Here is a 24,826-nt window from a genome sequence, read left to right as displayed (position 1 = left end):
TTTTTTTAGTTTGATATGGTCACTACATTTCCACTTTCCGTTGCCCTATAAAAGAGAAGGTCGTAATACCGTTTGCCGTCATCTGGTCTATCCAATTGTTGGCCAGTAAAGAGATTGTAGGTAAATCCTTCACAACCGCAGACCACGTTTTGCCCGTCAATGGTCATTGTGGAACAGCTATTTGGGGTATGGTTGGGGCAACTTGCTTCAAAAGCTACAAACTGGGAGCCACTTAGTCCAGCTCGCATTACAAAAGCACCTCGTGTGCCCAGGCCATTAGCACCAATATAGACAGGATTTCCTATGTTGTTCAGCCCACTATATAAAGGAAGACTGAGATTGACATCAAACCTAAAACTTACCTCTTGAAGGTAAGGGTTTCTGTTGGTACTGTCTGAGTTACAAGAAATTAGAAAAACCAGTAGGATAAAGCCTCCTAAGTGCCTCATTTGTTTGGATTTGAATACATTACTTGGGCAAAGTTGGGCAAAAAATACCTATCTTTGCGTTAAATCCTCGCAAAAAAACTGTGCAGTGCATGGTGGTAGTTGAGGATTTTTTGTATTTGAGAATAACAAGAACATTGGGAAAATCTTTTTTATTTTCTCCAATGTTCCATTGCATAAAAAATGACGAAATGAGTAAAATTTCATACTATACAGCAGAGGGATTAAAAAAATTAAGGGAAGAGCTCAACCATCTAAAAGATGTGGAACGTCCAAAAGCTTCCCAGGCCATAGCAGAGGCTAGGGATAAAGGGGATCTTTCGGAAAATGCGGAATATGATGCCGCTAAAGAAGCGCAGGGACTGCTGGAAATGAAAATTTCCAAACTTGAAGAAACAGTGGCCAATGCTAGATTGATAGATGAATCTCAACTGGATACTTCCAAAGCACTGGTTTTATCTACAGTGAAACTGAAAAATCAGGCCAACGGCATGGAGATGAAATATACCTTGGTGGCCGAGAGTGAAGCTGATTTAAAGTCCGGTAAAATATCAGTGACCTCGCCAATTGGAAAAGGATTACTTGGAAAATCGGTAGGTGAAGTGGCCGAGATTCAAGTGCCCAACGGAACGTTAAAATTTGATATTTTGGAAATAACAAGAGACTAAGCGATATCAAAATCCCTATATTTAATCCCGTTGTACAACGGGATTTTTTTATTTAAAACCAAACCAGCATGCCCAGTATTTTCACTAAAATTATTAATGGAGAAATTCCTTGTTATAAGATAGCCGAGGACGACGATAATTTTGCGTTTTTGGATATAAATCCAAATGCAAAGGGACATACTTTGTGTGTGCCAAAAAAAGAAGTGGACAAATTGTTGGACATGGATGAGGCATCGTATACTAAACTCATGGAATTCTCAAGAAAAGTAGGAAAGGCTATTGAAGCTGCGGTTCCCTGTCAACGTGTAGGTATGACAGTGATTGGCTTGGAAGTTCCTCATGTGCACGTCCACTTGATTCCCTTGCACAGCATGAAAAACGCTACGTTCCAGCATAAGGAAAGTCTAACCGCGGAAGAATTTGAAATTGTAGCGGAACAAATTAGGGAACAGCTTAAATAATGCCCTCCATGTTGAGGTAGACCGCTGTACCGATTAGGCCCAAAACCACAATAAGCAAAATAAAGAACAGCAGGGTAAACCGTACCGAAGGTTTATCTGGACTCACCAATTTGTTGTAGTAATCAAAAACACGCTCAATATCTTGGGTCCAATCTACCGGATAGATAATAGAATGGCATTTTTTACACTTTATTTCATGGGTGACTTCAGAAGTGGTCCTATGGAAAAAAGCGTTGAAAGTGTGCTTTTGATAGAAGGTAAGTTCTAGCTCCTGATTGAAACAAGCAGGACAATTATTGGTAATTTCTGCCTCTTTTATTGCAATTTTCTTTTCCGTTGCCATAGCTCATGATTCTAATGATTTGAGGGAAATTTGCATGATTGTTCCTTCTTTATTGGACGAAAGTACTTTAATTTTTCCTTTGTGGTACTCCTCAACAATCCTTTTTACCAAAGAAAGTCCTAGTCCCCATCCTCTCTTTTTTGAGGTCACGCCGGGGTTAAAAATGTTCTGAAAGTCGCTTTTTGGAATACCGTGACCGGTATCAGAAACCAAAATATTGACATTGTTTCCTTTTTTTTCAATTTGAATGGCAATGCTTCCCTTTCCTTTCATAGCATCAATACCATTTTTCACCAAATTTTCAATGCTCCAATTGTACAAGGGGGGATTTAACAAAACAGGTAGATGGTCAATGTTGGACCCAAATGAAAAATGAACCAGTTTTGAACTTCGTCGTTTTAAATATTGGTAGGCTTTCTCCGTTTCTTCCACAATATCATGAACCTGTAGTTCTGGAATGGAGCCAATTTTGGAAAAACGCTCAGTGATGGTATGAAGCCGTGAAATATCCTTTTCTATCTCTTTGGTGATCTCTGGATTGATATTTTCAGATTTAAGAAGTTCGTTCCACCCCAGAAGGGAGGTCAAGGGAGTTCCAATTTGATGCGCGGTCTCCTTTGCCATTCCGGCCCAAAGTTTGTTCTGCTCCGATGCCTTGTTGGTCTTAAAGAAGAAGAAAATCACTGTACCAAAAAGAAAAATAATCAGCAAAAGAGCCAAAGGATAGTATTTTAACTTGTTCAGTACTTCAGAATTACCATAATAGAGGGTCTCTAAAAGTTCCCCTTGCTGAACAATCTGGATAGGTTCGTTCTCACTCCCGAACTGCCTTATTTTTCTTTGGATATAAACACTGTCCTGGGCTCTTTCCTCTGGAATGTTATGTGTTTTTATTGAACCCTCCTCGTTTACTAAGATCATGGGGGTTGAAGTGTTGTTTCCCATCACTTTCAAGGTCAAATTACCCAATTCCTGATCTACGGAGGATTGAATGAGCTCCAACTGGGCAGTGGCCCATATTTCCATCTTTAAACGCTCTTCCTCTTTAAATTTTTTAAAGAAGCTATTGGTGTTCCAAAGGATAAGGCTCACAATCACAAATGCAGAGACCAACATGATAATGTTGGAAGCTTTCCTTTTGGGGCTAAAGTTCATTTTTAGGTGTAATTGTGAATAAAGATAGCGGAAAATGAAAAAATATGTTGATAGTTCGTTGGTGGATCGGGTTTCCAATAGGATTCATTTTATGTACATTTGGCATTCATTGAAAAGTAATTTACATGGAAGTCCAGGGAAGAATAAAAATGATAGATGAGACCAAAACATATGGTAATAATGGTTTCAGAAAAAGGGAGGTAGTGGTAACCACAGAAGAACAATATCCCCAACATATTTTGATAGAGTTTGTTCAGGATAAGTGTGATTTGTTGAACAACTACAGTACTGGACAATTGGTAAAGATAAGTATCAACCTTAGGGGCAGAGAGTGGGTCAATCCACAAGGAGAGACCAAATACTTCAATTCTGTTCAAGGTTGGCGAATTGAAAATATGGAATCTGCTGGTGGTGCGGAAAACATGCCGCCGGTTCCACCAATGGAAGCTTTTGAACCTGCGGATGACCTTAATGAGGAAGATCATGACGATTTACCATTCTAAAACTTGGGTCTGACCAAGGTTATAGAGGATGTTTTTAGGAGATTTTTACCATCTCCATTTACTATTGCCGTCCTCTTGACCATTTTTACAGTGCTTTTAGCACTGATATTTACTGAAAACACTTCGGATAGTCAGCACTTATTTGCCGTCCTTTCCTATTGGGAGGATGGTATATGGAACAATGGCCTATTGGTGTTTGCCTACCAGATGATGCTTATTCTGGTATTGGGCCATGTTTTGGTACTGAGCAGGCCTATTGAAAAACTTATCCTTGGAATTACCAGACTGGTAACTAATGCCTCCAATGCAGCAATTTTGGTGGTATTGCCCACTCTATTGGTTTCTTTTTTTAATTGGGGGCTTGGGTTGATTTTTGGAGCAATTTTAGCGCGAAAAGTTGGGGAATATGCAAATACAAACAACATTCCCATTAATTACCCTTTAATAGGCGCATGTGGATATGGAGGCTTAATGGTTTGGCATGGAGGCATCAGTGGGTCTGCTCCCATCAAAGTTTCCGAAGCCGGTCACTTAAAAGGGCTGATGGAAGGTGTTTCCAGTACTGAGGTGCTGTCAAAATTGCCCGATGCCATTTCCACCTCATTAACGGTGTTCAGCTATTGGAACCTTATACTTTTCGTTTTGGTGGCCCTTTCCATTGTTGGATTGGCGTACTTTTTAAGCAAAAAGACCAATCCCACCACCATCAATTTTAAAACGTACAAGTTTAAGAATATAGATAAACAAGATCTGGAGGGAGCTGAAAAGCTGGATTACTCTAGATGGGCTTCCACATTCTTTGGAGTTTTAATTTTGGGAGCGTTTTTGATTCAATATCTTCCTGCTTTAAAAACACTGAACATTACCCCGAACATGCTCAACTTTTTTATGTTGGGATTGGCAATTCTATTACATGGGAGTTTCAAGAGTTTTTTAACGGCCGTAGAGGAGGCCATCGGTGATACCGCAGGTATTTTGATTCAGTTCCCGTTATACTTTGGAATTATGGGAATCATGGCCGGAAGTGGAATGATCAATGCCATCTCAGACTTTTTTGTTGCCATAAGCACAGACGTCACCTTACCTATTTTCACCTTTTTAAGTGCTGGATTGGTCAACATTTTTGTGCCCAGCGGAGGAGGCCAATGGGCCGTACAGGGACCCTTGGTTCTGGAGTCCGCCCTACAGCTCGGTGTTCCCTTGCCCAAGGCAATTATGGCATTGGCCTATGGGGATCAGGTAACCAACATGTTGCAACCATTTTGGGCACTTCCGTTATTGGGAATTACAAAGCTAAAAGCCAAGGAAATTCTTCCTTATACGTTGATTTTTATGCTGGTAGGTAGTATTATTTATATAGGAGGACTTCTTATTTTCTAGTCCTTTGCGTAACTTTAAATAAAAACGCGTTTGGAGAATAATGCTCAACAGCCTCCCTTGCACTTCTTGGGAGATCGACTGGAATTTCCTCCTGTGGAGATGGCCAACGATGATGGTCTATTGGCTGTTGGAGGAGATTTAGCCCCAGAGCGCCTTTTACTTGCCTACAAAAGTGGAATTTTTCCATGGTTCAATGATGATGCGCTAATGCTATGGTGGAGTCCTGACCCTAGAATGGTACTTTTTCCAGAAGAGATAAAGGTGTCCAAAAGTATGCGAAAAGTGATAAGGGATAAACAGTTCAGGCTTACCCAGAATACATGCTTCGCAGAAGTATTGGACCAATGCGCCAAAGTAGAACGAAAGGGTCAGGAGGGAACCTGGATTACCCCAAAAATGAAAGCATCTTATACAGAACTTCATAACAAAGGTTTTGCAAAATCCTATGAAGTGTGGGAAGATGGAAATTTGGTTGGCGGACTCTACGGGGTAGATTTAGGACATGTATTCTGTGGAGAAAGTATGTTTAGTCTTAAGCCCAATGCTTCCAAATTTGCGTTTATCAGTTTAGCTATGGAATGTATAGAAAAGGGATACGAGCTTATAGACTGCCAAGTTCATACAGAACATTTGGAAAGTCTTGGTGCTACTTTGATTCCGCGTTCAGAATTTATGAAAATCTTAAAATCCTAATTGGGCAGTGCTAAGGAAAAAAAGGACATTCTCTGGTCTTTGCGAAGTATAGTCCTCCAAACGATATTCTATACCAAAAAGGATTTTAAAACCTTTGTCAAATTTCCACCCTACTTGTCCATTTAATCGGTTGTCATATTGAGGATTTTGTCCTTTTCCCAAGCTCAGTAAGTTTTCAAGTGAAGCAACAAGAAATGGTTCTCCAAGGTTCAATTTCTCACCTTTTAGAGGAAAATCAATAGCAAATCGGTACCTAAACCTATGAATGGTGAGCTTTTCAATAAAGCGCTGTTCAGTTCGGAACCTATGGCCATAACGAACAACCAAGGGTTGTTTTGTAGTATTGTATTGTTGTGTTAGCCGTAATTCGTTCGGTTGTTTTCCAAATAGATCTCTTGTTCGGTATTGTATGCCAAGGGCAATGCTTTGGTTGTCTCTCAAGTCCAACTTGGAGAAATGGATAAAATCTATCTGTCTTCCTCTAATTTGTATATCATCTTGATCAAAAAGATATGCTCTATGTCCTACTGTAAAATTATGGGAGTAGGTTTTGGATACGGGGTAGTTGATGGCTAGTTGAGGCTGCCAATAAACGGTTAAGTTTTCCTGTGAAATGCAGGTCAGTGGCAATAATGCAAAGAGTACTGCTCGCCACCAATTAGTAAAGGATATGGTCATAACGGGCAGATATTGATTTTCTAAGATTTACCAATTTACCATCTGCGTTGAAAAGACCTTCGTAGGTTTGGAATCCTTTTTCGGTTTTACCGGTGAACACAATTTCGTATTTGATGTAGGGTAAAAGCAGATTCTGAAATGCTTCCCGCAATACTTGGGAGGCCTCGGAAGTACCCGCAGGATATTGTTGTTGGATCTTTTTTATACGGGGTTTGTTGAATTTTGAATTTAAATAAGCTTTGATTTGAGACCAGGTCAGTTCGGGAATATCATTTTTATTGATAATGAATTCAACATCTTCCAATTCGCCTTTGTTGTTGAATTCTATACTGTAGTGTAGTTTTCCCTTTTTAAATTTTGCTTCAAAACTTTGTTTGACACTATCTGTTTCTCGATAGAACCTGACTCTTTTTGCATCCTCAAGATATGAATTGATTTGTTCCCAAGCTGTTTGTGGGAAGTCGGATTTTGCAATCCTAAATTCCCGTTCATACTTATTTTGGGCCGAGGCCGTGAGTATTAAAAAGAGTGCAACGAAAAGTGAAAGGTTAAACTTCATGATATCTAAAACAATTGACCTCGTGATCATTTACCATTCCAGTGGCCTGCATTTGGGCATAGATGACCGTACTGCCCACAAACTTAAAGCCACGTCGTTTTAGATCTTTGCTTATGGTATCGGACAACGCTGTGGTGGCAGGTGCATGCTTATAATTTTCCAATGCATTTTTTATGGGTTTTCCATCTACAAACCCCCAAATGTAGGTGCTAAAGCTTCCAAATTCCTTCTGTATTTCCATGTAGGCCTTGGCATTTGATATGGTAGCGTTAATTTTTAATTTGTTCCTGATGATTCCGGCATTTCCAAGTAGCCCGTCAATCTTGGCTTGGTCGTATTGGGCAATTTTTTTGTAGTCGAAATAATCGAATGCTTTTCTAAAATTTTCTCGCTTTCTAAGTACGGTTATCCAACTTAACCCTGCCTGAAAGGTTTCCAAGATCAAAAACTCAAAAAGGGTTCTATCATCTTTTACGGGAACTCCCCATTCCTCATCATGATAAGCTTCGTATAGAGGGTCACCTACGCACCAACCGCAGCGATGTTTGTCCATAGTATATGGTTTTTTGCTAAAGATAGTAGAAATAGGTCTTATAAAAGACTTAATTCCTGGGCCACAATGGCGCTGGGCACATCGGCATAAATTTGCGGAAGACCATGGTAAAAGTCTTTGTTGTCGCTGCGCCTGAGCACATAGATTTTTAATCCTTTGGAACGATGGACAATGCCGGTAACCACAACGGTCTGACCAACTAATTTAGTTTTGGAAAGGGTAGAACTTCCATCTGGACTTGCTTCCAGCAGAGTTTTACCAATAAAAAGGTAGGTGTAATTGACAGGGTTTCCCAATATAAACGACAAGCCGAGAGAAATAGGATTAGGGATTTTGTGTTGCTCTGATTCTTTTTTGGCAGATATGGGTTTTTCTTTTTGGGGCATAAATGTCAAAAATTTTGAATCAGATAGAGATAGAAGGGCATTCCCAAAGTAATGTTGAATGGGAAGGTAAAGGCCAGGGCCATGGGAACATATAAACTAGGATTGGCCTTTGGAGCCGCTATACGCATGGCTGCCGGAACAGCAATATAGGAAGCACTGGCTGCAAGAATGGCGAACAAGAACCTATTTCCAACACTTTCGGTAATGAATTGACTGAACCAAGCCACAAAACAGCCATTGATAATGGGTAGGCCAATTGAGAATATGAGGGCAAACCACCCCTTTGTTAAAAAATCATTGAGTTTTCTACCGCTGGTAATCCCCATATCCAATAAAAACACGGCCAAAAAGCCTTTGAATATGTCTGTGGTGAAAGGTTTTATTCCTTCTGCTTGTTGTTCGTTAGCCAAAAAACCAATAGCCAAACTGCCCAGAATAAGTAGGACACTGCCATTGGTCAGGGAGTGTCTAAATATTTTGGAAAAATCACAGGTTTCTTGCTTATCCTTTTTGAACAGGGTCATGAGCAGGACCCCAATGATGATGGACGGGGCTTCCATAAGGGCCATTACGGCAACCATGTGCCCTCCGAACTCAATATGCTCAATTTCCAGAAATGAAATAGCGGTCACAAAAGTGACCGCACTTACAGATCCATATGCTGCGGCAATAGCTCCTGAGTTCTGCACGCTGAACTTTCTTCGTAAAATAAAATAAGCATAAACCGGAACAGAAATAGCTAGGAAGACTCCAAAAAGTAGGGACCAGATTATTTCCATGCTCAATGAACTGTGGGATAATTCCAGCCCTCCTTTAAAACCTATTGCAAAAAGCAGATATAGTGAAATAAATTTTGAGGAATTGGCTGGAATTTCCAAATCACTTTTTAGCTGTACCGCTACAATACCTAAAAAGAAAAAGAGCAAAGCTGGATTAGTAAGATTGTCCAATAGCAGGTGTAGGTCCATAGAGTTTTATTCTTCCAGGGTAATGTTCAATATGCCATCAATCCTCAATCGCTTGCCTTCTTGTCTGACGCCGCTGATAAATTCTCTAGCTATTTGGATTTCCCTTTCCAACTCCTGTATCCTACCATCAGGATATTTTGTGTTTGCATCCTTGTTGCCTTCACACCAAGCCAAACGCTGTAGTTTATGGAAATTGATTTTTTCATTTAGCAGTGAAGTGATTACATCCAGTGCTTCCGAAGCGGTAAAACTTCCGTCTACCAATTGAATTCTCTGATCTGTTTTAATTAATGTCTCCATTTTTTATGATTTTGATTAATACCTTTTTGTTTGGTTCTTGCCGACCATGTGGATGGACATGAGCCCAAAGACTATTGACATTGAAATGCTCAACCATCCAAAAAATAGAAAGTCGTTCAATGCTGAAAGCACAAGTACAGCTCCAAATAGAAAACCAGTGAGAGCGTAGTACAAGGGGTAATACCGTTCTTCTTTTTTTGATTTATGGACTTTGGATTCAGATTTCTGCGAGTGTAAAAGTTTGTAAATCATGTTTGTTTTTTTGCAAAGGTTAGTCTAAGTTTTGATATATTATTATTTATATTTATTATCAAAAACATAAATATTATTTATGAATTATACTTTGCACCAACTTCGGATTTTCTCCAAAATTGTTGAAAAACAAAGCGTTACGAAGGCGTCTGAAGAACTCTATTTGACACAGCCTGCAGTGTCAATTCAACTCAAAAATTTTCAAGAACAGTTCCCAATTCCCCTCACCGAAGTGGTAGGAAGAAAGCTTTTTATTACTGATTTTGGACAGGAGATAGCCCAATCAGCAGAGCGAATTTTAAGTGAGGTGGATGGAATTAACTACAGAATGCAATCCTACGGAGGTAAGATAGCAGGCAGGCTAAAGGTTTCCGTAGTGTCTACTGGAAAATACGTAATGCCCTATTTTTTATCGGGGTTTATGCGGGCCAATACTGGCGTAGATTTGGTAATGGATGTTACCAATAAGGCCAGGGTGGTGCAAAGCTTGGAGCAAAACGAAGTTGATTTTGCATTGGTTTCGGTTCTTCCGGAACAGTTAAAATTACAAAAGGTCAACCTTATGAAAAATGTGCTTTACCTGGTTGCCAATCCAAGTCATTTTAAAAATATTCAGCTATCAAAAAAAATGTTCGTAAGGGACACCCCTCTAATTTTTAGAGAACAGGGTTCGGCTACTAGGGCCGCCATGGAAAGCTTTCTGCATCAGGCAGATATACAAGTGGGAAAGCGGATAGAGCTTACCTCCAATGAAGCAGTCAAACAGGCAGTAATAGCTGGATTGGGATGTTCTATTATGCCCTTGATAGGAATTAAAAACGAACTCGGAAATGGGGATTTAAAAATTTTTCAAAAGAAGAAATTACCTATTGAAACAACATGGAACCTAGTCTGGTTGGCCTCGAAAAAATTGTCGCCTGTTGCTACAGCTTTTCTTGAGTACTTGGAGACAGAAAAGCAAAAAATAATCACACAAGAATTTGATTGGTACGAAAAATACTAGATCTGAGATTCGGTAGGCGAGATTTTGATACTGCTATGGATTTCAAGTCTGTGCCCGTTTCGATTGGCGTTCAAAATAATCTCTGTTATCTCTTTTTTTGCCAGTTTTAACTGCTGTATCCTGGTTTTGGAATAAGTAAGATCGGTTGGTTCAGTATGTTCAAGGTTGAGCTGTTGCACGGAGTGAAACTTGATCTTGTAGTTCAAGAGGGATAAAAGCACATCTGCGGCCTCAGAAGGAGAAAAGCTCCCGTCTATCAATAAATAGGAATCGTTTTTCTTCTGGTCATTTCCTTTGGATTGGTTTCGTTTAAAAGAAGGTAGCCATTTCTTCACCGCTATATTTTTAAGGTAGTGTTCTTTAATTTTTCCGAATGTTCTTCGTCCATGTAAATAATGGGGAGTGCATACATCATTGCTATGGCTTTGGGAAACTTTTTCTTGGTCTTTTGCTCTATTTCCTGAAAAAGCAAAGCTTTAGTGGTAACGGTTAGGAGAATTTTTTGTGTTTGCTCATTGTCTATATAACATTCGCTTGGATTGGTATCGATAGTTGAATGATAGACCAATTTTTCCTCATGTAAAAAGTTCACGACTTTTTGTGCTCCATGGGAAGAATTACATAAAATATGTATCAGAACCATTTAAAGCTGTTTAAAATTTAAGTATGGAAGAAAGGAGCTTTAAGCTCCTTTCTTGTAATGTTTAACCTCATGGCAACATGTTGGTCCCATCAGGTATTTTGACTTCCCCTGCGTCTACAGCCTCATTTAATCTAGCTGTCAAAGTCTTGTAAACTCTAAAAAACTTCTTTCCATCCGTTCTTTTAAAGGTCACTAAAGAGGTTTTTCCATAGGATATATCAGTGATGGTCACCGATTCATTTACCAAGGCTGACAAGTTTGCGATTCCACCTCGTTTAATGATAAAGTTTTTTCGGGGGACATCAACATGTTTGTAATGACTTCCCGATGGCGCACCTAGGACCAATTGGTCTCCGATTTGTACGCGATCTACATGGTTGTCCTGCGCCTGCACGGAGAAAAATGCAAGCAAACAGGCCGCAAATAAGAATTGTTTCATTTCAGTTAGGTTTTAATTAAGCTTTTTTACCAAGATTGCCTTTATGGTGGGTTTGTACCCATAAAAATTTTTTCCATCTTCCCTTCTGAGAATCACCTGGATGCTTCCATCCGGCATGGTTTCCATATAATCTACGGCCACCAGTTGACCATGAAAATTCATTTGAAGACCGAAACCCGAGGAAGAATTCAAGGAATTCTCAACAAGTACCATTTGCGAATAGGGGATCTTCAATATTCTTTCATGGTTAAAATCTCCCCGACTCTCTTCAAAGTGCTCAACTTTGAGCTGATATTGTCCAGATTGTGCCAATACACCTGAAGAGAATATAAGGAAAATAAGTAAGAGTAAAACTTTTTTCATAGCTGTTCTTTTCTCCCATTTTATACATCTAAAGATAGACTTAAACACTCATAAAAAACAATTACTATTGTTAAAGTGTGTTAAACTATTGAAATATAATAGTAATACTTTTAATTTTGAATCGAAATTTAATTTTAGCAGTTGATATGGAAAGGTTAATGCAGTCCATTAGGATAGGAATAAACGAGAAGATATACGTTAAGGACCCTGAGTCATCTGATCTGGGAAAAAGAATTGTGGAACAAAGTATTTTGATGATTGATGAAATGGGCTTTGAAAGTTTCACTTTCAGAAAACTGGGTGAACGAATCGGTTCCAATGAAAGTTCTATTTACCGTTATTTTGAGAACAAGCATAAACTGCTTCTCTATCTGGCTTCTTGGTATTGGGGATGGCTGGAGTATAAAATGGTATTCGCCACTACGGGAATTACCGATCCTAGTGAAAAGTTGCGAAAGGCCATCGAGATTTTGACCCAGACCGTTAAGGAGGATGTTTCTTTTTCCCATGTCAACGAAGTGCTGCTTAACAAAATTGTAATAAACGAATATTCCAAGTCTTATCTGACCAAGGAAGTAGATCAAGAGAATAAAGAAGGTTACTTTGTTATTTATAAACGATTGGTTAACCGTTTGCATGAAATGATTGTGGCGCTGGATCCAGCGTATCTCTACCCATCAAGTTTGGCAAGTACCGTATTGGAGGGTTCTCTGCACCAATATTTTTTAAAGGAGCATTTCCCAAACCTAACGGACTGCAACGAGTCTGTAACCCCAACTCAATACTTCACTGATCTGGTCTTCCGCACATTAACCTCCGACAAGCATGGCTAAAAAAGTTTTGACTGCTTGGCAACGCCTCATGGGCTTGCTGGCTTTGGACAGGAAAGATATCCTGCAGGTATTTTATTATGCCATTTTTGCTGGTGTGGTAAACTTGTCATTGCCCTTGGGCATACAGGCTATCATTAATTTGATTCAAGGGGCCCAGGTGAGTACCTCTTGGATTGTACTGGTGGTACTCGTTACCCTGGGAGTGGCCTTTGCCGGGACTCTCCAGTTGATGCAAATGAGGATAATTGAAAACGTGCAGCAAAAAATCTTCACCCGATCGTCTTTTGAGTTTGCGTACAGATTTCCAAAAATCAAGATGGACCAGTTACGGAATTACTATCCGCCAGAATTGGCCAACAGATTTTTTGATACGCTCACGGTTCAAAAAGGACTTTCCAAAATACTTATCGATTTTCCAGCCGCGTTTTTACAGATAGTTTTTGGGCTTCTGTTACTCTCGTTCTACCATCCATTTTTTATACTGTACGGACTATTGTTGGTGCTTTTGATCTATGTCGTTTTCAAATTTACAGCTCAAAAAGGCTTGGAAACCAGTTTGGATGAGTCCAAGAACAAGTATAAGGTAGCACACTGGATTCAAGAAATTGCAAGGTCTTTGGTGAGCTTCAAACTGTCCGGAAAAACCAACCATGCCCTTGACAAAAATGACACTTTGGTGGCTGATTATTTGGATGCAAGGGAAGGGCATTTTAGGATTTTGGTCCTTCAGTTCATCCAAATGATAGGTTTTAAGGTCTTGGTAACGGCAGGGCTTCTGTTGATAGGAGGATTATTGGTACTGAACCAAGAAATGAATATTGGCCAGTTTGTAGCGGCGGAGATCATTATCATTTTGGTGATAAGTTCCGTTGAGAAAATGATTCTTGGCCTCGAAACCTTTTATGATCTGCTGACCTCATTAGAGAAATTGGGTCAGGTGGTGGACAAGGAATTGGAGCCACAGACGGGTGAAAAACCCTTTGGGGAAAAAGAAGGTTTCACGGTGGAATTATCCGATATCTCATACAATGTACCAGAAAGGGACAAAAAGATTTTAGATGGGGTGTCACTGACTATTACACCATCCTGTACCATTCTGTTGAATGGGGCAAGTGGTTCGGGCAAAACAACATTGCTACGCCTTATAGCTGGGATTGTTGAGCCAGACCAAGGAAAGATATATGTAAATGATGTTGCCTTACAGGGAATGAACCTTAACTATTATCGATCCCATTTGGGGCAGTCTTTAACCGAGGAAAGCCCTTTTGAAGGTTCTTTGTTGAACAATATCACCTTTGGAGATGAAACCATTTCCCAGGAAGATGTGTATTGGGCGCTTGAGAAGACCGGGTTGACCGAGTTTGTGAAGGAACAACCCCAGGGTCTGAAAACCATTCTTTACCCAGAGGGAAGGCAGATACCTTACACTGTATCCAAAAAAATAGTTTTGGCTCGGAGTATTGTCCGTAGACCCAAATTATTGGTCCTTAAGGACCCATTAGATCAATTTGGCGAGATAGAATCCGAAAGAATCATGAATTTCCTGACAGATTCAAAGAATGGATGGGCACTGGTCATTGTGAGTGCCAATCCAAAATGGATCGAGCACTGTGGACGGATCATTACGGTTGAAAAAGGAAAATTGGTGAACGAAAAGTAGAAAAGTCATGTTGAACATATCTCCAAATAAACTAAATCAAAAAGTAGATTTGAGTGGTTATAAAGCCGCACAGAAAGTCTTTGGTAGAAAGCACAACAAACATTTCAATAGAATGTTGACTTTCTTTTCAATCATTGTGCTGATCATTATGTTCCTGCCGTGGACTCAGACCATTTCAGGAAAGGGATATCTCACCACTCTACGACCAGATCAACGCCCACAAACCATTCAATCCCCCATACCGGGACGTATTGAGAGATGGTATGTTAAAGAAGGTGACTTTGTACACAAGGGGGACACAATTCTTCATATTTCTGAAGTAAAGAGCGAATATTTTGACCCCAATTTGGTGGAGCGTACCGGGCAGCAGATCAAGGCAAAGTCTATGGCGGTGAACTCTTATCAGGAGAAAGTAAAAGCATTGAACAATCAGATTGGTGCACTTTCCACAGAGCGCCAGCTAAAGCTGGAGCAAGCAGCAAATAAACTCATTCAATCCAAATTAAAGGTTGAGAGCGACAGCATTGATTTAGAAGCGGCCAAGACGAATATCATTATTGCGGAGCGACAATACAATCGTACTGAGCAATTGGAAAAAGAAGGATTAAAGGCACTGACCGATGTGGAGGAAAAACGATTAAAGCTTCAAGAGGCCCAGGCCAAACTCATTTCGCAAGAGAACAAATTGTTGGCCAGTAAAAATAATGTGATCAATGCCCAGGTTGAGATCAATAGGCTCCAAGCAGAATACACCGATAAAATTTCCAAGGCAAGGAGCGATATGCTTACCGCTCAATCCAATCAATTTGACTCTGAAGCGCAAGTGACCAAATTGGAGAATGCCTATACCAATTATGAGATCAGAAACAGCATGCTTTACATTAGGGCACCCCAAAGTGGATACATAAACAAAGCACTACAATCGGGCATTGGAGAGACCTTCAAAGAAGGAGATCGCTTGGTGGGAATTATGCCCTCGTCCTATGATATGGCCGTTGAAACCTTTGTAGAGCCCATAGATCTTCCATTGATCCATATAGGTGAAAAAGTAAGGATCCAGTTTGATGGATGGCCCGCAATTGTTTTTAGCGGATGGCCCAACGTTTCCTTTGGAACCTTTGGAGGAAAGGTGGTCGCCATTGAGACCTTTATCAGCGACAATGGAAAATATAGGGTGCTCCTGGCGCCGGACGAGGAAGACGTTGAATGGCCTAAAGCCATTAGGGTTGGTTCAGGAGCCAATACCATCGCCCTGCTTAATGATGTTCCAATTTGGTTTGAACTGTGGAGGCAATTAAATGGCTTCCCGCCCAACTATTATCAACCTGAAAACGAGGTAGTCAATGTCAGTAAAAAATAAAGTCGGTTTTTACCTGTTTTTTTACCTAGTGGCTGCCTTGCATGGAATGTTTGGTCAGCAGGACTCGCTCATATTAGACTTTGGGGAGTATCTGGGCTATGTGAAAAAATATCATCCCATTGCCAAACAGGCACAGTTGAATATCGCCGTTGGCCAGGCCAATTTAATGAAGGCAAGAGGAGGTTTTGACCCTAAAATAGAGGTGGACTACGATCGTAAGGAATTTAAAGGGACCGAGTACTGGGACCGACTTAATACCACTTTTAAAATCCCTACATGGTTTGGGGTAGAGCTTAAGGGAAATTTTTCCCAGAATCAGGGAGATTTCATAAATGAAGATGAAACTCTACCTACAGATGGTCTCTACAGCGCAGGGGTTTCCATGTCTTTGGGGCAAGGTTTTTGGATCAATGAGCGCATGGCTACCCTCCGTAAGGCAAAATATTTTAGGGAGCAGGTTAAGGCGGATCAGGATTTAATGGTGAACGAAGTTCTGTATAGGGCCTCTATGGCTTATTTTGATTGGCTTAAAGCTTATCAGGATGCCGAAGTCTTTCAAAATTTTGTTCAAAATGCTGAGGTTAGGCTACAAGGCATAAAGCAAAGGGCTCAAACGGGAGACTTGGCGGCCATAGACACGGTTGAAGCAAAAATTGCCTATCAAAATAGAGCTTTGAGCCTTGAACAGGCCAAGGTGAAATTGATGAAAAAGTCCTTGGAGCTTTCCAATTATCTATGGATTAATGATGTTCCGGTAGAATTGCGGCCAGAGGTGGTTCCCAATATTGAAATCGACTCCGAAATAGATATGGCCTTGGAGATAGAAGGTAAACCTTTGGACAGTTTTTCTTTGGAAAGCCACCCAAAACTAAGATCATTGGGGTACAAAATTGATGGGTTGGTTGTTGAAAAAAGGTTGAAGGCCAACAAACTATTGCCGAAACTTGATGTGGAGTACAACTTCTTGACAGAAGCCCCGGAAAGTATAAATTCCTATGCTTGGAACGAATTCAAAGGAGGTTTTACCTTTAGGTTCCCATTGTTCTTAAGAAAGGAACGGGGAGATTTAAAATTGGCCAAGTTTAAATTGAGGGATGTGGAATATGAAAGGGACAATGCGCTGGTGGAAATAAGGAACAAGGTTGAGGCCATTTATAGGGAACTGGATTCATTCACGGTTCAAAATCAATTGATTTCCAACATTGTGCAGGATTACGGAATCTTACTGGCCGCTGAAGAACGAAAGTTTACTTTTGGGGAGAGCTCCTTGTTTTTGATAAATTCTCGAGAAAGTAAACTCATAGATGCCAATCTCAAACAGAACGAGATGCAGAACAAGTTTTTACATGCCAAGGCAACGCTGTTCAGAAGTTTGGCCATTAATCCCACAGCTTTATAAAAGTTTCACCCTAAAATCCCGTGTGTAAGGTTTTTTCAATAAATGCAACCAATGACAAAAGTCAGATTTCAGGCTGATTTTGGAACTTAATTTTGAGAAAAATATAACATGGAAGTGGTTGAAAGTAATTTGAAGAAAGAGCAGTTGGAACTTGTTTATGATGGAATGGCCAAAGGGATGACGTATGAAGAGTACAGGGATAAAGTGCATCATTTGGCAGAAAATGACCAAACTACAGGATTGGTTCAATCTGAGGCCAATATTAACTATACCCATTTAAGTGACCGCAGGATGAACCGTTGGGATAAAACCCTCAAAATTCCAGCAGAATTGCAGGAAAAGGTTGCCGGTGGACAATCAAAATTGGGATTTTTAGTTTTGACGGAAAGCTGGTGTGGCGATGCCGCTCCTAGTTTACCTGTAGTAAACAAAGTAGCAGAATTGAATCCAAATATCGACTTGAGAATCGTTATCCGTGATGAAAATCCGGAGTTAATGGACGCATTTTTAACCAATGGAACCCGGTCTATTCCCAAATTGATCATTCTGGATAAAGAAAAGGAAGAGATTGTAGGAGAATGGGGTCCCAGACCAACCATAGCAACCCAGATGGTTGAAGATCAAAAACGGGAGCATGGAAAACTTACTGCCGAGTTTAAACAAGATCTTCAGATGTGGTATAATAAAGACAAAGGAGCCAATATTTTGGACGATCTATTAAAACTACTTCCCTTGGAATAGGTAGGTAATAGTGCCTATTTGCGAGTTTTTTGTGCTTGGACTAAACCTTGCCTTGAGAGCATAGGCTATGGCATTGTCCACCAAACATCCATTGCTGGTTCCTGAGCTGGAATCGTTAAAATCTGCTTCGGTCACATAACCATTGGAATCCACTTTAATGTTGATGACAACCTTTCCACCAACAATACAGGTGTAGATTGGAGGAGGCAGATGATAGGCATTTCTTTCAACCAAAGAGAAACTGATTGAGGTTCGGCGATCTTTTAAATAATTGGTGAATTCTTCCTTTTGGGATTCCCGTTCTCCAAGTTGTTGTTTTTTTTGGTCTCGTTCTTCAGCCAGTTTTTTCAACTGTTCGGCATATTCGCCATCAACATCTGAATATTCGCCTTGGTCGTTGTTCAGAGCCCGCTCCTCCATCAGTTCTTCCAAAGTTTTTAACGGCTCAGGATTGCCAACTGAAGGTTTTGCGGTTTCATTTAGGGCTAAGTGACTTTTTATGGGGTCGTTGTTGGACAGTTCTTCCAGCCTTTTTTCCTCCTCTTCAAGCAGTTTTTCAATATCCTCATCCGCCAAACTCATTTCAATAACATATTCCTCTTCCTGCATACCGCCCAAATGAATGTTGAACATCAACAAGACCACTATGGACATGGAGAAGAAGGTTATTAAAAGGGATAACTGGCTTCTATTAAGATTCATGGTTCTAGTATAACCGTTTTTTTGCTAAAATATTTTGCCTTGCCAGCACCTTCAAGGCGTTTTAACTGAGCAATTTAACTCTTTTTACCCGAGGGTTTCTTTGAAAACCATAGGTGTGGTAGCATTATTTACGTTAAAATCCCCTATTTTGGTTCTCCTAAGGGATGATAAATGGCCCCCAGAACCCAGGGCTTTACCGAAATCATGGGCCAAAGACCGAATGTAGGTTCCTTTGCTGCATACTACTCTAAAATAGACCTTTGGCATCTGAATTTTGGTGATTTCAAATTCCAAAATTTCAATTATTCTAGATTTGACCTCTACTTGCTTTCCTTCTCTTGCAAGTTCGTACAAGCGTTTTCCATCTTTTTTTAAGGCCGAAAACATGGGAGGTATTTGTTTAATTTCCCCTAAAAATTTGTGGGTTGTCTGCAAGATAATTTCTTCGGTCAAATGTTCTGTAGGATAAGTTTGGTCCACTTCTGTTTCTAAATCATAAGAAGGTGTGGTGGCGCCCAGGGTAAAAGTTCCCGTATATTCTTTGACCTGTCCTTGGAGTTCTGGGATTTTTTTAGTGAATTTCCCGGTGCATATAATCAATAGTCCAGTAGCCAGTGGGTCCAAGGTGCCTGCATGGCCTATTTTTATTTTTTTGAGGTCGAACTTCTTGCGAATGGCCCATTTTAATGCATTCACAGCTTGAAAAGAACTCCACTCCAAAGGTTTATCAATCAATAAAATCTGACCGTTCAGGAAGTCTTCTTTGGTTTTCAAATTTTTAGGGCTTTGAAGCAAAAGTAGGGATCATCCCCAAATGCTCCAAGCAATGGCAATAAGACCTATAATCAAACAGTAAATAGCAAAATAGGATAGTTTGCTCTGACGCACCAGTTTTATCATCCAGGTACAGGCCGCCAAACCAGCCACAAAGGCCGCTACAAAACCTGCTCCCATGGCAATGGCTTGATCTCCAACAAAGTTGATTTCTCCGCTCAAAATATCCTTGGCCATTTTTCCCAAGATTAAAGGAACAACCATCAAAAATGAAAAACGAGCCGATTTGGTTTTGTCTACGCCTAACAGGACTGCAGCCGAGATGGTGGCACCACTTCGAGAAATACCAGGTAAAATAGCAACAGCTTGGGCCAGGCCAATCACAAAAGCACCTCTATAGGAAACTCCTTTTTCGGTAGTTTTTGCCAAATCTGCCAAGTATAGTAGAATCGCAGTTATAATAAGCATGATGCCTACAATAATGATGGCGCCATCAAAAAATACTTCTAGGAAATCCTCCAAAAAGAAGCCAACTAGGGCAGCAGGAATCATGGAAATAACAATTTTGAGGGAAAATTGGGTTTCTTCGTTCCATTTAAACTGAAAAAGTCCTTTCAAAATTTCCCAAACATCTTTTCTGAAAACAATCAATGTGCTCAACGCTGTGGCGAAGTGAAGCACCACGGTAAACAAAAGACTTTCTTCTGGAAGCGCGTTTGCTCCCAAAATGGCCTTGCCCAATTCTAGATGTCCACTGGAGGATACAGGTAAAAACTCGGTCAATCCTTGAATAATACCAAGGATGATAGCATCAATAATGTCCAAGTTATTTTTTGTTTTTGTTAGGGTTCAACAAAATGGCATATACTTGAATGCCCAGACCGATCAACACCAAGGTAGGGGCTAATCTGATTCTTCTAAAGTTGTAGATATCTGGATTGAACACATTGGGGTCGTCACTGCCCCCACCGCTCATCAGAATAAAACCCAATGCAATCAAAGCCAAACCAATGAATAAAAAGATGTAGTTCTTTTTTTGGAAAAGGAACTCATTGGTGGGTTTTTGAACGTTCTTTTTGTTTTTCTTGCTCATGTCGCAAAGTTAATAATAAAGATCATCTGTCCTTAAATTAAGGAAACGCTGTGTAGCTATATGGGTACTAGCCCATGAAATAACAACTCCGAGTCCGAAAACTCCAACAAATAGGGCAACAAGTACTATTATATCTTGGAAAAGATCCAACTCCGGAAAATTTTTGTTGATATAGAAAAGCAACACCCCAAGACCGATCAAGGCAACTGCAGCCCCCAACATCCCCAATTTAATATTGGTCCAAATGAAAGGCCTGCGGATAAACTTTTTGGTTGCTCCTACCATTTGCATGGTCTTAATGATAAATCTTTTGGAGTAAATGGACAGTCTGATAGAGCTGTTGATAAGAAGTACGGCGATGACCGTGAAAACAGCGCTGGCCACTAGAATCCAAAGACTGATTTTTTTGGTATTGTCGCTCAACAATGAAATCAAGGGCTTGTCATAACTCACTTCATCCACGTAAGTTTTGGCAGTTATCTCGTCTGCAATTTCGTTAACCCGCTCAGGAGAGACATAGTCTGCCTTTAAGTTTACATCTATGGAGTTCTTTAAAGGATTATATCCCAGAAACTCCACAAAATTTTCCCCAATATCCTCGCTATACTGCTCCGCAGCATCTTCTTTGGAGATGTATTCGGCCGATTTGGTGTACTCGGCCATGGCCAAACTTTTTTGTAACTGATCTATTTCAATGGGCTTGGCGTTATCCTTCAAAAAAACCGAAATGGTCACCTGTTCCTTAAAATGATCCGCCAACTTTTTGGTATTCAGCACAAGAAGTCCCAAGACTCCAAGAAGAAATAGTACCAAAGCAATGCTCAAGACCACTGAAAAATAGGAGGAAATCAACTTTCTACGTTGATAACGTTCAATATATTGGCTCATAAGGGAAAATCAGTACGTAAAAATAGAAAAGTAAATTGTAATTAGGGGATTAAACCTATTTTTGCAACTTGAAAAGAGACACAGTTTGTTGTCATTTCGAGTCTTCGAAAATCAAGACGAGAAATCTCAACTATACGTTTGAGACATCTCGACTGCGCTCGATGTGACATATTGACCATAAAGAAGTATGATGAGTTATAATTTCCGCAAGATTGAGGCCAAATGGCAGAAGTATTGGGCAGAAAATGGAACCTTTAGGGCATCCAACAATTCGGACAGACCAAAATTCTATGCGCTGTCCATGTTTCCCTATCCTTCTGGGGCGGGATTGCATGTGGGTCACCCTCTAGGATATATTGCCACGGATATTTACTCAAGATATAAAAGACACAAGGGTTTCAACGTGTTGCATCCCATGGGATATGACTCTTTTGGACTTCCTGCGGAACAATATGCCATTCAAACTGGGCAACATCCGGCCATTACCACGGAAAACAATATCAAAAGATATCGAGAACAGCTTGACAAATTGGGCTTTTCTTTTGATTGGGACCGTGAGGTTAGAACCTCAAACCCCCGATATTATAAATGGACACAGTGGATTTTCATCCAATTGTTCAATTCCTGGTACAATAAAAAATCTGACAAGGCTGAGGACATAGCTAGTTTGATTGCCATTTTTGAGAAAGAAGGTAATGAAAATGTAGAGGCTTCTTGTGATGAAGATACCCCCATGTTCAGTGCTGCGGATTGGAATGGTTTTTCCGCAAAGACCCAACAGGAAATCCTTTTGAAGTACAGATTGACCTATTTGGCGGATACTGAAGTGAATTGGTGCCCTGCCTTGGGTACCGTTTTGGCCAATGACGAGATTGTTAATGGAGTTTCTGAAAGAGGTGGACATCCGGTTATTAGGAAGAAAATGACTCAATGGAGCATGCGAATCACGGCTTATGCCCAACGTTTGCTGGATGGATTGGACAAGATTGATTGGCCACAACCTTTGAAGGATTCCCAGACCAATTGGATTGGTCGTTCCGAAGGAGCATCTGTGACCTTTAATGTCATTCCAGTTAATGGTGTCACTTCGAGCGCAGTCGAGAAGTCTGATACCATTGAAGTGTTCACTACCCGTCCTGATACCATTTTTGGGGCTAGCTTCATGACGCTTGCACCCGAGCATGAATTGGTCGCAAAAATTACCACTGCAGAACAAAAAGCTGAGGTAGATGCCTATGTGGAGGCTACGGCAAAACGTTCTGAGCGAGATCGTATGGCCGATGTAAAGACCGTATCCGGGGTATTTACCGGGGGATATGCGGAGCACCCTTTTACCAAGGAGCCCGTACCTATCTGGATTGGGGACTACGTTTTGGCAAGCTATGGAACTGGAGCGGTGATGGCCGTGCCATGCGGAGATCAACGCGATTATGATTTTGCAAAACATTACAACATTCCCATTCCCAATATTTTTGATGGAGTGGATATTTCTGAAGAGGCATTTGCCGATAAGGCCACTACTGTAATTGCCAACTCCGATTTCTTAAACGGACTTTCTTATAAGGATGCGACACAAAAAGTGATTGCAGAGCTTGAAAAAATTGGTCATGGAGAAGGCAAGATTAACTATCGCCTTCGTGATGCCGTATTCAGTCGCCAGCGCTATTGGGGAGAACCTTTCCCAGTATATTATGTAGACGGCATGCCTCAAATGATTGATTTGGAATACCTGCCATTGCAACTGCCTGAAGTGGAAAAGTACCTTCCCACAGAAACTGGGGAACCACCTCTGGGCAATGCTACGCATTGGGCATGGGACGCCAGGAACAACAAAGTTGTCTCAAATGAGATGCTGAAACAAGTTCAGCATGACGGTCATTCCGAACTTGATTCGGAATCCCATGAAGGGGTGTACCCGTTGGAGTTGAATACCATGCCTGGGTGGGCGGGAAGTTCTCAATACTTTAACCGCTACATGGATCCTAGAAATGACGAGACTATCTTTTCCGAAGAAGCAATTGGCTATTGGCAAGACGTAGACCTCTATATTGGTGGTAGCGAGCATGCCACGGGCCATTTATTGTATTCCCGTTTTTGGCAGAAGTTTATGTTTGACAAAGGTCTAGTGCCCAAAGACGAGTATGCCCAAAAGTTGATCAACCAGGGGATGATCACTGGAACCTCCGCCGTGGTTTATCGTGTTTCAGGAACAAATAAGTTTGTTTCCATAGGGCTAAAAGACAAATATGAAGTTGAGGAATTAAGGGTAGATGTTAATCTTGTGAATGTTTCTAATGAGCTTGACATTAATTCATTGAGAGATTGGCAACCAGAATATGAGGGTGCGGAGTTTATCCTGGAAGATGGTAAGTATATAGTTGGCCGAGAAGTGGAAAAGATGTCAAAAAGATGGTACAATGTCGTCAACCCAGATGCCATTTGTGTGGAGTACGGGGCTGATTCCCTTCGTCTGTATGAAATGTTCCTTGGGCCTTTGGAGCAATCCAAACCCTGGAATACGGCAGGTATTACCGGAGTGCATTCTTTTCTAAAGAAACTATGGAAGCTCTATACGGTCATTGAGGATACGGAACCAACGGCAGACAATCTAAAATCGTTGCACAAGACCATCAAAAAAGTGGAAGAGGATATTGAGAACTTCTCGTTCAACACTTCGGTTTCAACCTTTATGATCTGTGTTAACGAATTGACTGCCCAAAAATGTGCTAGCAAAGCTATTTTGGAGCCCTTGGCCATTTTGGTATCTCCTTATGCTCCGCATATTGCCGAAGAACTTTGGGAGCGTTTGGGTCATACCGAATCCATTGCTGAGGCAGCTTTCCCTGTATTTGAGGAAAAGCATTTGGTGGAAAGCAGTAAGGAATACCCCATATCCTTCAACGGAAAGATGCGTTTCAAATTAGAACTGCCTTTGGATATGGGCAAGGATGATATTGAAGCTGCTGTTTTGGCCCATGAAAAGACCCAGGCCCAATTGCAGGGCCGCACTCCTAAAAAGGTCATTGTGGTGCCTGGAAAAATTGTGAATATCGTGGGATAAGATTTTCACTTTTCAAATTGAGTCACCTTGAGCGTAGTCGAAAGGTGGGTGGTGCTCATAGATTTTTAGAGTCTATGCGTTGTCAACCTGAACTTGTTTCAGGTTCTCAATGATTCTGAAATAAATTCAGAATGACCATGTTCATTGCTTTGGAAACAGTATCGTTTTTGTTTCCAAAATCATTTAAGTTTCTACCTTTAGAGCAAATACCCAGCTATGGACACTATTGAAATTGTAGGCCTGATTGCGGCCACCTTGACCACCTCTGCATTTGTCCCCCAAGTTTACAAAGCATTCAAACACAAATCCACTGCGGATGTATCCCTTACCATGTACATTGTTCTGTTGGCCGGACTTATACTTTGGATAGTCTACGGGCTTCATCACAATAGCTTGAGCATTATATTAGCGAACATAGTAACAGGCTTGTTGGCTCTGACTATGCTTGTTTTGAAGATGAAGCACAAGTAACGCTTCTTCATGGGGGGTGCATATTCTATTTTTGAAATTTTATTGAATATA

32 protein-coding genes are annotated in these 24,826 nt (G+C 40.7%); 13 read left to right on the top strand and 19 right to left on the bottom strand.

Annotation, left to right across the window (positions count from 1 at the left end; genetic code table 11):
* Window positions 1–5: 5 nt before the first annotated feature.
* Window positions 6–449, bottom strand: coding sequence for a Rieske (2Fe-2S) protein (locus DX873_RS09170; RefSeq protein WP_116184151.1), 444 nt, complete (start codon window positions 447–449; stop codon window positions 6–8).
* 188 nt (window positions 450–637) lie between these two features.
* Here DX873_RS09170 and greA point away from each other — a divergent pair, with 188 nt between their 5' ends.
* Both greA and DX873_RS09160 read left to right on the top strand, forming a co-directional pair.
* The gene (gene greA / locus DX873_RS09165; protein WP_116184856.1) at window positions 638–1,114 is read left to right on the top strand and encodes a transcription elongation factor GreA; all 477 of its coding nucleotides are present in this window, start codon (window positions 638–640) and stop codon (window positions 1,112–1,114) included.
* A 68-nt stretch (window positions 1,115–1,182) separates the two neighbouring features.
* Window positions 1,183–1,575 (top strand): HIT family protein, encoded by a 393-nt coding sequence (locus tag DX873_RS09160; protein ID WP_116184150.1) that lies wholly within the window; start codon window positions 1,183–1,185, stop codon window positions 1,573–1,575.
* Here the strand turns inward: DX873_RS09160 and DX873_RS09155 are convergent.
* Both DX873_RS09155 and DX873_RS09150 read right to left on the bottom strand, forming a co-directional pair.
* A complete protein-coding gene (locus DX873_RS09155) occupies window positions 1,568–1,918 on the bottom strand; it encodes a hypothetical protein (RefSeq protein WP_116184149.1) in 351 nt (116 codons plus the stop codon). The two genes, DX873_RS09160 and DX873_RS09155, sit on opposite strands and share 8 nt — an antisense overlap.
* Before the next feature lie 3 nt (window positions 1,919–1,921).
* On the bottom strand, window positions 1,922–3,073 hold the full coding sequence (locus DX873_RS09150) for a sensor histidine kinase (RefSeq protein WP_116184148.1): 1,152 nt from the start codon (window positions 3,071–3,073) through the stop codon (window positions 1,922–1,924).
* 125 nt (window positions 3,074–3,198) lie between these two features.
* Here DX873_RS09150 and DX873_RS09145 point away from each other — a divergent pair, with 125 nt between their 5' ends.
* The 3 genes from DX873_RS09145 to aat all read left to right on the top strand — a co-directional run bounded on the left by DX873_RS09145 (window position 3,199) and on the right by aat (window position 5,649).
* Entirely contained in the window at window positions 3,199–3,576 is a 378-nt protein-coding gene (locus DX873_RS09145) for a DUF3127 domain-containing protein (RefSeq protein ID WP_116184147.1), read from the top strand.
* Window positions 3,577–3,579: 3 nt separating this feature from the next.
* Window positions 3,580–4,956 (top strand): short-chain fatty acid transporter, encoded by a 1,377-nt coding sequence (locus DX873_RS09140; RefSeq protein ID WP_116184146.1) that lies wholly within the window; start codon window positions 3,580–3,582, stop codon window positions 4,954–4,956.
* A 99-nt stretch (window positions 4,957–5,055) separates the two neighbouring features.
* A complete protein-coding gene (aat, locus tag DX873_RS09135; protein ID WP_232520916.1) occupies window positions 5,056–5,649 on the top strand; it encodes a leucyl/phenylalanyl-tRNA--protein transferase in 594 nt (197 codons plus the stop codon).
* Here the strand turns inward: aat and DX873_RS09130 are convergent.
* Genes DX873_RS09130 through DX873_RS09100 form a run of 7 tightly spaced genes read right to left on the bottom strand, consistent with a single transcriptional unit; the run spans window position 5,638 to window position 9,345 of the window.
* A complete protein-coding gene (locus DX873_RS09130; protein WP_116184145.1) occupies window positions 5,638–6,327 on the bottom strand; it encodes a DUF2490 domain-containing protein in 690 nt (229 codons plus the stop codon). The genes aat and DX873_RS09130 overlap by 12 nt on opposite strands.
* Entirely contained in the window at window positions 6,308–6,886 is a 579-nt protein-coding gene (locus tag DX873_RS09125) for a hypothetical protein (RefSeq protein ID WP_116184144.1), read from the bottom strand. Before DX873_RS09125 ends, DX873_RS09130 begins: the two co-directional genes overlap by 20 nt.
* Window positions 6,876–7,439: a DNA-3-methyladenine glycosylase I gene (locus DX873_RS09120; RefSeq protein WP_116184143.1), complete on the bottom strand. Its 564-nt coding sequence runs from the start codon at window positions 7,437–7,439 to the stop codon at window positions 6,876–6,878. Before DX873_RS09120 ends, DX873_RS09125 begins: the two co-directional genes overlap by 11 nt.
* A gap of 38 nt (window positions 7,440–7,477) precedes the next feature.
* Entirely contained in the window at window positions 7,478–7,825 is a 348-nt protein-coding gene (locus DX873_RS09115) for a hypothetical protein (RefSeq protein ID WP_116184142.1), read from the bottom strand.
* A gap of 5 nt (window positions 7,826–7,830) precedes the next feature.
* Entirely contained in the window at window positions 7,831–8,793 is a 963-nt protein-coding gene (locus DX873_RS09110; protein WP_116184141.1) for a sodium-dependent bicarbonate transport family permease, read from the bottom strand.
* Window positions 8,794–8,799: 6 nt separating this feature from the next.
* Window positions 8,800–9,093 (bottom strand): hypothetical protein, encoded by a 294-nt coding sequence (locus DX873_RS09105; protein WP_116184140.1) that lies wholly within the window; start codon window positions 9,091–9,093, stop codon window positions 8,800–8,802.
* A 15-nt stretch (window positions 9,094–9,108) separates the two neighbouring features.
* A complete protein-coding gene (locus tag DX873_RS09100) occupies window positions 9,109–9,345 on the bottom strand; it encodes a hypothetical protein (RefSeq protein ID WP_116184139.1) in 237 nt (78 codons plus the stop codon).
* Window positions 9,346–9,424: 79 nt separating this feature from the next.
* On the opposite strand from DX873_RS09100, the gene DX873_RS09095 reads away from it, so the two are divergent.
* The gene (locus DX873_RS09095) at window positions 9,425–10,348 is read left to right on the top strand and encodes a LysR family transcriptional regulator (RefSeq protein WP_116184138.1); all 924 of its coding nucleotides are present in this window, start codon (window positions 9,425–9,427) and stop codon (window positions 10,346–10,348) included.
* Here the strand turns inward: DX873_RS09095 and DX873_RS09090 are convergent.
* The 4 genes from DX873_RS09090 to DX873_RS09075 all read right to left on the bottom strand — a co-directional run bounded on the left by DX873_RS09090 (window position 10,345) and on the right by DX873_RS09075 (window position 11,793).
* The gene (locus DX873_RS09090) at window positions 10,345–10,683 is read right to left on the bottom strand and encodes a hypothetical protein (protein WP_116184137.1); all 339 of its coding nucleotides are present in this window, start codon (window positions 10,681–10,683) and stop codon (window positions 10,345–10,347) included. The genes DX873_RS09095 and DX873_RS09090 overlap by 4 nt on opposite strands.
* 2 nt (window positions 10,684–10,685) lie before the next feature.
* On the bottom strand, window positions 10,686–10,991 hold the full coding sequence (locus DX873_RS09085; protein WP_116184136.1) for a hypothetical protein: 306 nt from the start codon (window positions 10,989–10,991) through the stop codon (window positions 10,686–10,688).
* 67 nt (window positions 10,992–11,058) lie between these two features.
* Entirely contained in the window at window positions 11,059–11,430 is a 372-nt protein-coding gene (locus DX873_RS09080; RefSeq protein ID WP_116184135.1) for a hypothetical protein, read from the bottom strand.
* 12 nt (window positions 11,431–11,442) lie between these two features.
* Window positions 11,443–11,793 (bottom strand): hypothetical protein, encoded by a 351-nt coding sequence (locus DX873_RS09075; protein ID WP_116184134.1) that lies wholly within the window; start codon window positions 11,791–11,793, stop codon window positions 11,443–11,445.
* A gap of 146 nt (window positions 11,794–11,939) precedes the next feature.
* On the opposite strand from DX873_RS09075, the gene DX873_RS09070 reads away from it, so the two are divergent.
* The 5 genes from DX873_RS09070 (at window position 11,940) to DX873_RS09050 (ending at window position 17,786) form a co-directional block, all read left to right on the top strand.
* A complete protein-coding gene (locus DX873_RS09070) occupies window positions 11,940–12,626 on the top strand; it encodes a TetR/AcrR family transcriptional regulator (RefSeq protein WP_116184133.1) in 687 nt (228 codons plus the stop codon).
* Entirely contained in the window at window positions 12,619–14,286 is a 1,668-nt protein-coding gene (locus DX873_RS09065; RefSeq protein WP_116184132.1) for a peptidase domain-containing ABC transporter, read from the top strand. Before DX873_RS09070 ends, DX873_RS09065 begins: the two co-directional genes overlap by 8 nt.
* Window positions 14,287–14,293: 7 nt before the next feature.
* The gene (locus DX873_RS09060; RefSeq protein WP_116184131.1) at window positions 14,294–15,646 is read left to right on the top strand and encodes an HlyD family secretion protein; all 1,353 of its coding nucleotides are present in this window, start codon (window positions 14,294–14,296) and stop codon (window positions 15,644–15,646) included.
* Window positions 15,630–17,045 (top strand): TolC family protein, encoded by a 1,416-nt coding sequence (locus tag DX873_RS09055; protein WP_116184130.1) that lies wholly within the window; start codon window positions 15,630–15,632, stop codon window positions 17,043–17,045. The genes DX873_RS09060 and DX873_RS09055 overlap by 17 nt, the downstream gene beginning before the upstream one ends.
* 108 nt (window positions 17,046–17,153) lie before the next feature.
* Window positions 17,154–17,786 (top strand): thioredoxin family protein, encoded by a 633-nt coding sequence (locus DX873_RS09050; RefSeq protein WP_116184129.1) that lies wholly within the window; start codon window positions 17,154–17,156, stop codon window positions 17,784–17,786.
* Here the strand turns inward: DX873_RS09050 and DX873_RS09045 are convergent.
* From DX873_RS09045 to DX873_RS09025, 5 genes are all read right to left on the bottom strand, one after another.
* Window positions 17,769–18,488: an energy transducer TonB gene (locus tag DX873_RS09045; protein ID WP_116184128.1), complete on the bottom strand. Its 720-nt coding sequence runs from the start codon at window positions 18,486–18,488 to the stop codon at window positions 17,769–17,771. The genes DX873_RS09050 and DX873_RS09045 overlap by 18 nt on opposite strands.
* 84 nt (window positions 18,489–18,572) lie before the next feature.
* Entirely contained in the window at window positions 18,573–19,262 is a 690-nt protein-coding gene (gene truB, locus DX873_RS09040; RefSeq protein WP_116184854.1) for a tRNA pseudouridine(55) synthase TruB, read from the bottom strand.
* Between the two features lie 30 nt (window positions 19,263–19,292).
* Window positions 19,293–20,087: an undecaprenyl-diphosphate phosphatase gene (locus DX873_RS09035; RefSeq protein ID WP_116184127.1), complete on the bottom strand. Its 795-nt coding sequence runs from the start codon at window positions 20,085–20,087 to the stop codon at window positions 19,293–19,295.
* 1 nt (window position 20,088) lies between these two features.
* Window positions 20,089–20,355, bottom strand: a complete 267-nt coding sequence (locus DX873_RS09030; RefSeq protein ID WP_116184126.1) for a DUF3098 domain-containing protein — start codon at window positions 20,353–20,355, stop codon at window positions 20,089–20,091.
* A 9-nt stretch (window positions 20,356–20,364) separates the two neighbouring features.
* On the bottom strand, window positions 20,365–21,243 hold the full coding sequence (locus tag DX873_RS09025) for a cell division protein FtsX (protein WP_116184125.1): 879 nt from the start codon (window positions 21,241–21,243) through the stop codon (window positions 20,365–20,367).
* 190 nt (window positions 21,244–21,433) lie between these two features.
* Here DX873_RS09025 and leuS point away from each other — a divergent pair, with 190 nt between their 5' ends.
* Window positions 21,434–24,304 carry a leucine--tRNA ligase gene (leuS, locus tag DX873_RS09020; RefSeq protein WP_116184124.1) on the top strand — a complete coding sequence of 957 codons (2,871 nt, stop codon included), beginning with the start codon at window positions 21,434–21,436 and terminating at the stop codon, window positions 24,302–24,304.
* 216 nt (window positions 24,305–24,520) lie between these two features.
* A complete protein-coding gene (locus DX873_RS09015) occupies window positions 24,521–24,775 on the top strand; it encodes a SemiSWEET family sugar transporter (RefSeq protein ID WP_116184123.1) in 255 nt (84 codons plus the stop codon).
* The last annotated feature ends 51 nt before the right edge of the window (window positions 24,776–24,826 follow it).

The sequence above is a fragment of the Flagellimonas nanhaiensis genome, from assembly GCF_003382275.1.
In the GTDB taxonomy this organism is placed as follows: domain Bacteria; phylum Bacteroidota; class Bacteroidia; order Flavobacteriales; family Flavobacteriaceae; genus Flagellimonas; species Flagellimonas nanhaiensis.
Note: the sequence above shows the minus strand (reverse complement) of the source record. Positions and strands in the feature narration are given on the sequence as shown.

What these genes read in the sequence shown, in the direction of transcription:
- DX873_RS09160 (WP_116184150.1), top strand. Translation starts at nt 1,183, where the DNA reads ATGCCCAGTATTTTCACTAAAATTATTAATGGAGAAATTCCTTGTTAT.
- DX873_RS09170 (WP_116184151.1), bottom strand. Translation starts at nt 449, where the DNA reads ATGAGGCACTTAGGAGGCTTTATCCTACTGGTTTTTCTAATTTCTTGT.
- leuS (WP_116184124.1), top strand. Translation starts at nt 21,434, where the DNA reads ATGAGTTATAATTTCCGCAAGATTGAGGCCAAATGGCAGAAGTATTGG.
- greA (WP_116184856.1), top strand. Translation starts at nt 638, where the DNA reads ATGAGTAAAATTTCATACTATACAGCAGAGGGATTAAAAAAATTAAGG.
- DX873_RS09120 (WP_116184143.1), bottom strand. Translation starts at nt 7,439, where the DNA reads ATGGACAAACATCGCTGCGGTTGGTGCGTAGGTGACCCTCTATACGAA.
- DX873_RS09015 (WP_116184123.1), top strand. Translation starts at nt 24,521, where the DNA reads ATGGACACTATTGAAATTGTAGGCCTGATTGCGGCCACCTTGACCACC.
- DX873_RS09055 (WP_116184130.1), top strand. Translation starts at nt 15,630, where the DNA reads ATGTCAGTAAAAAATAAAGTCGGTTTTTACCTGTTTTTTTACCTAGTG.
- DX873_RS09045 (WP_116184128.1), bottom strand. Translation starts at nt 18,488, where the DNA reads ATGAATCTTAATAGAAGCCAGTTATCCCTTTTAATAACCTTCTTCTCC.
- aat (WP_232520916.1), top strand. Translation starts at nt 5,056, where the DNA reads ATGGCCAACGATGATGGTCTATTGGCTGTTGGAGGAGATTTAGCCCCA.
- DX873_RS09145 (WP_116184147.1), top strand. Translation starts at nt 3,199, where the DNA reads ATGGAAGTCCAGGGAAGAATAAAAATGATAGATGAGACCAAAACATAT.
- DX873_RS09050 (WP_116184129.1), top strand. Translation starts at nt 17,154, where the DNA reads ATGGAAGTGGTTGAAAGTAATTTGAAGAAAGAGCAGTTGGAACTTGTT.
- DX873_RS09130 (WP_116184145.1), bottom strand. Translation starts at nt 6,327, where the DNA reads ATGACCATATCCTTTACTAATTGGTGGCGAGCAGTACTCTTTGCATTA.
- DX873_RS09155 (WP_116184149.1), bottom strand. Translation starts at nt 1,918, where the DNA reads ATGGCAACGGAAAAGAAAATTGCAATAAAAGAGGCAGAAATTACCAAT.
- DX873_RS09065 (WP_116184132.1), top strand. Translation starts at nt 12,619, where the DNA reads ATGGCTAAAAAAGTTTTGACTGCTTGGCAACGCCTCATGGGCTTGCTG.
- DX873_RS09110 (WP_116184141.1), bottom strand. Translation starts at nt 8,793, where the DNA reads ATGGACCTACACCTGCTATTGGACAATCTTACTAATCCAGCTTTGCTC.
- DX873_RS09105 (WP_116184140.1), bottom strand. Translation starts at nt 9,093, where the DNA reads ATGGAGACATTAATTAAAACAGATCAGAGAATTCAATTGGTAGACGGA.
- DX873_RS09025 (WP_116184125.1), bottom strand. Translation starts at nt 21,243, where the DNA reads ATGAGCCAATATATTGAACGTTATCAACGTAGAAAGTTGATTTCCTCC.
- DX873_RS09100 (WP_116184139.1), bottom strand. Translation starts at nt 9,345, where the DNA reads ATGATTTACAAACTTTTACACTCGCAGAAATCTGAATCCAAAGTCCAT.
- DX873_RS09080 (WP_116184135.1), bottom strand. Translation starts at nt 11,430, where the DNA reads ATGAAACAATTCTTATTTGCGGCCTGTTTGCTTGCATTTTTCTCCGTG.
- DX873_RS09125 (WP_116184144.1), bottom strand. Translation starts at nt 6,886, where the DNA reads ATGAAGTTTAACCTTTCACTTTTCGTTGCACTCTTTTTAATACTCACG.
- DX873_RS09075 (WP_116184134.1), bottom strand. Translation starts at nt 11,793, where the DNA reads ATGAAAAAAGTTTTACTCTTACTTATTTTCCTTATATTCTCTTCAGGT.
- DX873_RS09030 (WP_116184126.1), bottom strand. Translation starts at nt 20,355, where the DNA reads ATGAGCAAGAAAAACAAAAAGAACGTTCAAAAACCCACCAATGAGTTC.
- DX873_RS09085 (WP_116184136.1), bottom strand. Translation starts at nt 10,991, where the DNA reads ATGGTTCTGATACATATTTTATGTAATTCTTCCCATGGAGCACAAAAA.
- DX873_RS09115 (WP_116184142.1), bottom strand. Translation starts at nt 7,825, where the DNA reads ATGCCCCAAAAAGAAAAACCCATATCTGCCAAAAAAGAATCAGAGCAA.
- DX873_RS09070 (WP_116184133.1), top strand. Translation starts at nt 11,940, where the DNA reads ATGGAAAGGTTAATGCAGTCCATTAGGATAGGAATAAACGAGAAGATA.
- DX873_RS09095 (WP_116184138.1), top strand. Translation starts at nt 9,425, where the DNA reads ATGAATTATACTTTGCACCAACTTCGGATTTTCTCCAAAATTGTTGAA.
- DX873_RS09060 (WP_116184131.1), top strand. Translation starts at nt 14,294, where the DNA reads ATGTTGAACATATCTCCAAATAAACTAAATCAAAAAGTAGATTTGAGT.
- DX873_RS09150 (WP_116184148.1), bottom strand. Translation starts at nt 3,073, where the DNA reads ATGAACTTTAGCCCCAAAAGGAAAGCTTCCAACATTATCATGTTGGTC.